5 protein-coding genes are annotated in these 5344 nt (G+C 74.5%); all 5 read left to right on the top strand.

Annotation, left to right across the window (positions count from 1 at the left end):
• Nucleotides 1-92: 92 nt before the first annotated feature.
• On the top strand, nt 93-2423 hold the full coding sequence (locus B7L92_RS34235; RefSeq protein WP_081241134.1) for a Tox-REase-5 domain-containing protein: 2331 nt from the start codon (nt 93-95) through the stop codon (nt 2421-2423).
• Between the two features lie 93 nt (nt 2424-2516).
• Entirely contained in the window at nt 2517-3239 is a 723-nt protein-coding gene (locus B7L92_RS34230; RefSeq protein WP_081241133.1) for a hypothetical protein, read from the top strand.
• Nucleotides 3236-3772, top strand: coding sequence for a hypothetical protein (locus tag B7L92_RS34225; protein WP_081241132.1), 537 nt, complete (start codon nt 3236-3238; stop codon nt 3770-3772). Before B7L92_RS34230 ends, B7L92_RS34225 begins: the two co-directional genes overlap by 4 nt.
• A 145-nt stretch (nt 3773-3917) precedes the next feature.
• Entirely contained in the window at nt 3918-4793 is an 876-nt protein-coding gene (locus B7L92_RS34220; protein ID WP_081241131.1) for an LLM class flavin-dependent oxidoreductase, read from the top strand.
• Between the two features lie 40 nt (nt 4794-4833).
• Nucleotides 4834-5344: methyltransferase domain-containing protein (locus B7L92_RS34215; protein WP_143626425.1), on the top strand; the 511-nt coding region annotated here is incomplete at its 3' end.

The raw sequence follows: 5344 nt of genomic DNA, 5'->3' as shown, positions 1-5344 counted from the left end.
AGATGTGTATAGGGGACAGGGGCATGGCCTCGGTCGGGGGAGGGGCGGAGTTCGGGGGCGTGCGGCCTGCCGGGTCCGGTGGAGGGCGGGGCATGCCCCGGCCGTTGTCGTGGGCGCTCCTGCTCGTCCACGCGCTGTTCGTGTTCACCGTGCTCGGCGGCTTGGGCCTGCTCCTCACGGCGGCGTCCCTCGACGCGGTGGACGGCACGTTGCTTGCCCAGGTGGCGTACGCGGCCGCTCCCGGTGTGCTCGGCTGGTGGCTGGCCCGCCGCAGCCGGCAGGGCGGAGCACGGATCTGGGGCGGACTGATCGCCGTACAGGCATGGCTGGTCCTCGGCTCGACGGCGAACATCGCCGACGGATCGGCACGCGGCCTCACCCAGCTCCTCCTCCCCCTCCTGGTCCTGTTCCTCCTGACCCGCCCGGAGAGCCGCGCCTGGTACCGCCGCACCGCACCGGACCGGCCGGAGCGCCGCCCCTTCTCCCCGGCCCGGCTGATCCGCTGGCGCCGGGACGAGGGCCAGACGGCGGTGGAGTACGCCGGCCTGGTCGCGGTCGTCGCGGCGATCATCACCGCGCTCGTCGTCAGTGGTCTCGGCACGCAGCTCCTCGCCGGAATCCAGTCCCAGGTGTGCCGTGTCACCGGCACGGCATGCCCCGCGCCCGGGGGCGGTGACGGTCAGGTCACGGCGGAGGGCGGCGACGAGGAGCAGGGCAGCGGCGACACCGGGGGCGCGACGACCGGCGGCAACGGGAACCCCGGAGGCGATCCCGGCGGCGACCCCGACGACACGCCGGGCTCGGACGGCACGGGCCAGGACGGCACGGACCAGGACGGCACGGACGCCGGAAAGGACTCCGACACGTCCCCCGACACGGACGGCCCGTCCTCCGGCGCCCCTTCCCGTGTCGACCCCGTGGCCGCCGAGGACGAGATCGACGAGCCGCCGTACGAAGACCCGACCACCACCGGGGACGGCCAAGGCGACGGAGACGGCGGCGGCGAGGACGACGAGGGCTGCTTCTCCGGCTTCGGCGCCTTCTTCGGCTGCGCCGGCGACCAGCTCGAGCAAGTGGGCGAGGGCCTCTTCGTCGACGGCATCTGGGGCGACCTCACCGGCATCTGGAACACGGTCACCAGCCCCGTCGACACCTGGAACGGCCTGATGGACTACGGCCGTTCGCTGGGCGACGAGTGGTGGAACGGCACCGCGGACGCCCGCGGCAAGTGGGACGACGGCGACTACCTCGGCGCGCTCCTGGACTGGGGCGGCGCCTCACTGGAGACGGGCGGCACGGTCCTGTTCGACTCGTTCATCGGCGACGACGTCGTGGACCAGTGGAACAGCGGCAACGGGACCCGGGCCGTCACGACCGTCATCTGGAACGTCGGCTCGCTGTTCATCCCCGGCTACGGCGAAGTGAAGATCGCCGAGAAGGTCGGCTCACTCGGCAGGCTGAGCAAAGTCGTCGACAACGCCGCCGAGGCGGCGCAGGACGCGCAGCGAGCGGCCAGGGCGGGCGACCTGGACGCGTTGGAGGACGCCGCGCGGCGCGCCGACGAGGCGGCTGACGAGGCGGAGGAAGCGGCCCGCAGGACGGGCTGCACCCTCTCCGCGCCGCCCCGCGGGATCCCGTACGGCGACGGCAGCGGCACGGCCCCCGCCCTCACCGGGGGGTTCGGCACCGGCAGCACGGTGCTCGCCGCCGCCCCCGCCCGTCTCCCCCGCACCGTCCTGGCGGAGGGCGACGGCTGCGACACGGAGGCCGCGGAACAGGCGCGTCAGGCCCGCGCACACGAGCGCCAGGCCTATCTGGAGCGCAAGCGCGCCGAGGAGCCGGAGCGCGCCCGGCAGGCGCTGGAGAACAAGAAGCAGTGGCCGGACCCCGAGCGCAACAACACCGGCGACCCGCGCAACTACAACCCGCCGGACTGGGCCGGGGACCTGCGGAGCCGCACGTACGGCGACGCCGACCACGGCGACGGCTTCTGGGCGAGCCGCGACCGCAACCCCAAGCCCCTCTGGAAGAACGAGTCGTGGCTGCGCTACCAGGAGCAGGTCACCGGCACCCAGCGCGGCTACGAGTACGTCGTCCCGCACACGAACCCGGACGTACCGGACGTCGAGTTCGACGGCTGGGACTCCTCGCGCCAGACCTACCTCGAGGCCAAGAACGGCTACGACAGCTTCCTGTCCGCGGACCGCACGGAGATCACCCCGTCCGGCAGGGAACGCCTGCTGGCCGAGGCCCGCAGGCAGGTCGAGGCCGCGCGGGGCAAGGACGTCGAGTGGCACTTCTCCAACGAGGAGGTCGCCGACGCGGCCAGGGACGCGTTCGAGGACGCGGGCCTGGACATCGAGGTCGTCCACACCGCGCCCGAGCCGATCGCCGGCGACCGGCGGCCCGAGGCGTTCGACTGACGGGACCGCGGGCCGGGGCGGCCCTAAGGTGGGAACGGCCGGACGTGGGACGAGAGGCGCGGGCGAGGGACGGAGAAGGGAAGAGGACGGGACATGCGACGAGTGGTGCGGGGCTTCTGGGGCCCGCGGCAGGAACCGGTGGAGGCACTCGCCGAACGGTGGCGCGCGACCCTGGACCGGTTCGCCCGGCTCCTCCCCACCACGGGGGGACCGGGGGCGGACGCACCGTGGACGTGGCGGACCGCCCCGGCGTCCGGCCCCTCCCAACTGCTCCGGCCGGACGGCGCGTCCCTGCTCGAGGCGTTGCGCACGGCCCAGGCGGCCGACGACTGGTCGGCGGGGAACGGCACGTCGCTGCGCCTGGTCGCCGACGGCATGCCGCCCGGCTGGAAGGTGGAGGTTGCCGGACTGGCGGGCGGCGCCCCGGAGTTCCTGCTCCAGTCACTGGTGGCCACGATCGTGTCCCCCGACGACGTGCGGCTCCCCGACGCCGACCTCCTCGCCGCCGTCGCCGAGATCTGGCACCCGGACCACGGGGACGTGAGCGACCGGGCGGTGACGGCGGCCCTGAAGAAGGAGGCCGGTTTCAGGATCGGCACCCCGTCGGTCGGCCGGGTCGGTTTCCTGTCCCCGGGCCGCGCGAACCGGATCCCGCCCGATGCGGCGGTCCCGCGCAAGGAGCTCCCCGGCGTCGGCGTGCTCCTGGACATCGCGGCGCCCGGCGACACCGCCGAGGTGGTCCGCGTCCACGAGGCACTCAGGAAGGCCGGGGCCCTGGACCCGCTGCCCCATCCCATGACCAGGCCCACGCTGTGACGGCCCGCGCCGGCGAACCCTTCGACACGAACCGGGCGGTGTCCGGCATCGAAGCCGCCCTCTCCACCCCCGTACCGACGGCCGGCCCCACGACCGACGAGGGCGAACCGGCCACGGGGGAGTGGACCGTGACCCGCGGCGAAGGGTTCCTGCTCCTCCCCCTCTGGGAGAGCGAGGCCCTCACGGGCGTGTACGGCGCCCGGTGGAACGACGCCGAGGCGGCGGCCGAAGCGAACCTGGCCGCGCTCGTTGTGGAACTGGACCGCCGCTGGGGCCCCCACCGCACGCTGAGCATGCGCGTCCCCCTGCACCGCGGCCGAACGGGTGAACCCCTCCCCGAGCCCTTCCGCACCCTGGCCGCCAAGGACTGCTACGGCGACCTGACGGTATGGGGCCCCGTACGGCCCGGCGGCTCGCCCACCGCCCCCCGTTGGTTCGCCCTCTCCCTCAACCAGTCCGACGGCGACGCCCCCATGATCATGACCGCCCTGATCGGCGACCGTCCGCTCACGGAACCCGCCGACCGGGACTGAAGCCGGTACCGCGCGCAGCGCGACGGCGCCAGGACACCAATCCGGTCGGTCCGAGCGGTCGCCCGGTACCGACCGTGCTGCGCCGGCCCGAGCGGTCGCCCCGGTGTGGTTACCGGTCCGCCCCCTGCCGGGTAGGACCTCCACCATGACCACACTCGGCGCAGTCTTCCGCCCCCAGCTCGCCCCCGAGCGGCTCCGTTCCGTCGCCCGGCTCGCGGATGAGACGGGGCTCGACGAGCTCTGGTTGTGGGAGGACTGCTTCCGGGAGGGCGGGATCTCGACCGCCGCTGCCGCGCTCGCGTGGACCGAACGGGTGCGGATCGGGGTCGGACTGCTGCCCGTGCCCCTGCGGAACGTCGCCGTCACCGCGATGGAGGCCGCCACCCTGCACCGCATGTTCCCCGGGCGCGCGATCCTCGGCGTCGGGCACGGGGTGCAGGACTGGATGGGTCAGGTGGGGGCGAGGGTCGAGTCGCCGGTCACCCTGCTGCGGGAGCATCTCGTCGCGCTGCGGGGCCTGTTGCGGGGAGAGCGCATCACGACCCACGGACGGTACGTCGAGCTCGACGACGTCGCCCTCGACTGGCCGCCGGAGCACGAGGTGGAGGTGCTCGCGGGGGCCACCGGGCCGCGGACCGTGCGGCTCACCGGTGAGGCCGCCGACGGCACCATCCTCACCGCCACCACCTCACCGGAGGGCGTCCGGCGTGCACGCCGGCTCGTCGACGAGGGGCGCGCCGCGGCCGGTCGCGGCACCGGGCCGCACAGGGTCGTCGTCTATCTGCTCGCCGCCACGGGACCCGGCGCCGGGGAGCGGCTGCGTGCCGAGCTGATCGCCGAGGGCGTCGGAGGGGAGCCGGACCTCGGGGTCGCCGGGGACGCGGGCGCCGTCGCCAAGGCGGTCCAGCGGCTGGCCGAGGCCGGGGCCGACTCGGTCGTCCTCCAGCCGACCGGTGACGAGCCGGATCCCGAGGGCTTCGTGCGGTTCGTGGCGGAGGACGTACGGCCGCTGGTCCCGTAATTCGGCCGACAAGGGCGTCCCGTCCCTGCATGATCGGAGCATGACGGACCAGCGGACCCGTTCTTTCGAGGATCTCGTCGCGGAAGGCGCCTCCGTCCCCACCGAGGGATGGGACTTCTCCTGGTTCGAGGGCCGGGCCACCGAGGCCAGACCCTCCTGGGGGTACGCCGTGTCGATGGCCGGTCGGCTGGGCCGGGCCGGTGCCGCGCTCGACCTCCAGACCGGGGGAGGCGAGGTGCTCGGCTTCGCCCTGGCCAAGGCCCCTCGGCGGCCCCCGCTCACCGTCGCCACCGAGGGGTGGCCGCCCAACGCCGCCAAGGCCACCGCCCTGCTCCGGCCCCACGGCGTCGCCGTCGTCGCCTCGACCGAGGACGCGCCGCTGCCCTTCGCCGACGGGACCTTCGACCTCGTCGTCAGCAGACATCCCGTCCGGGCGCGCTGGGACGAGATCGCCCGGGTGCTGGAGACCGGGGGCACCTACTTCGCCCAGCACGTCGGGCCCGGCAGCGTCCGCGAACTCACCGAGCACTTCCTCGGGCCGCGGCCCGAGG

Source organism: Streptomyces viridosporus, assembly GCF_002078235.1.
GTDB classification, from domain to species: Bacteria; Actinomycetota; Actinomycetes; order Streptomycetales; family Streptomycetaceae; genus Streptomyces; species Streptomyces viridosporus.
The sequence above is the reverse complement of the archived record's forward strand: the minus strand, read 5'-3'. Positions and strand labels throughout refer to the sequence as shown.

Excerpts from the sequence above, each read along its gene's own strand:
- B7L92_RS34235 (WP_081241134.1), top strand. The coding sequence starts at position 93 with ATGCCCCGGCCGTTGTCGTGGGCGCTCCTGCTCGTCCACGCGCTGTTC.
- B7L92_RS34230 (WP_081241133.1), top strand. The coding sequence starts at position 2,517 with ATGCGACGAGTGGTGCGGGGCTTCTGGGGCCCGCGGCAGGAACCGGTG.
- B7L92_RS34220 (WP_081241131.1), top strand. The coding sequence starts at position 3,918 with ATGACCACACTCGGCGCAGTCTTCCGCCCCCAGCTCGCCCCCGAGCGG.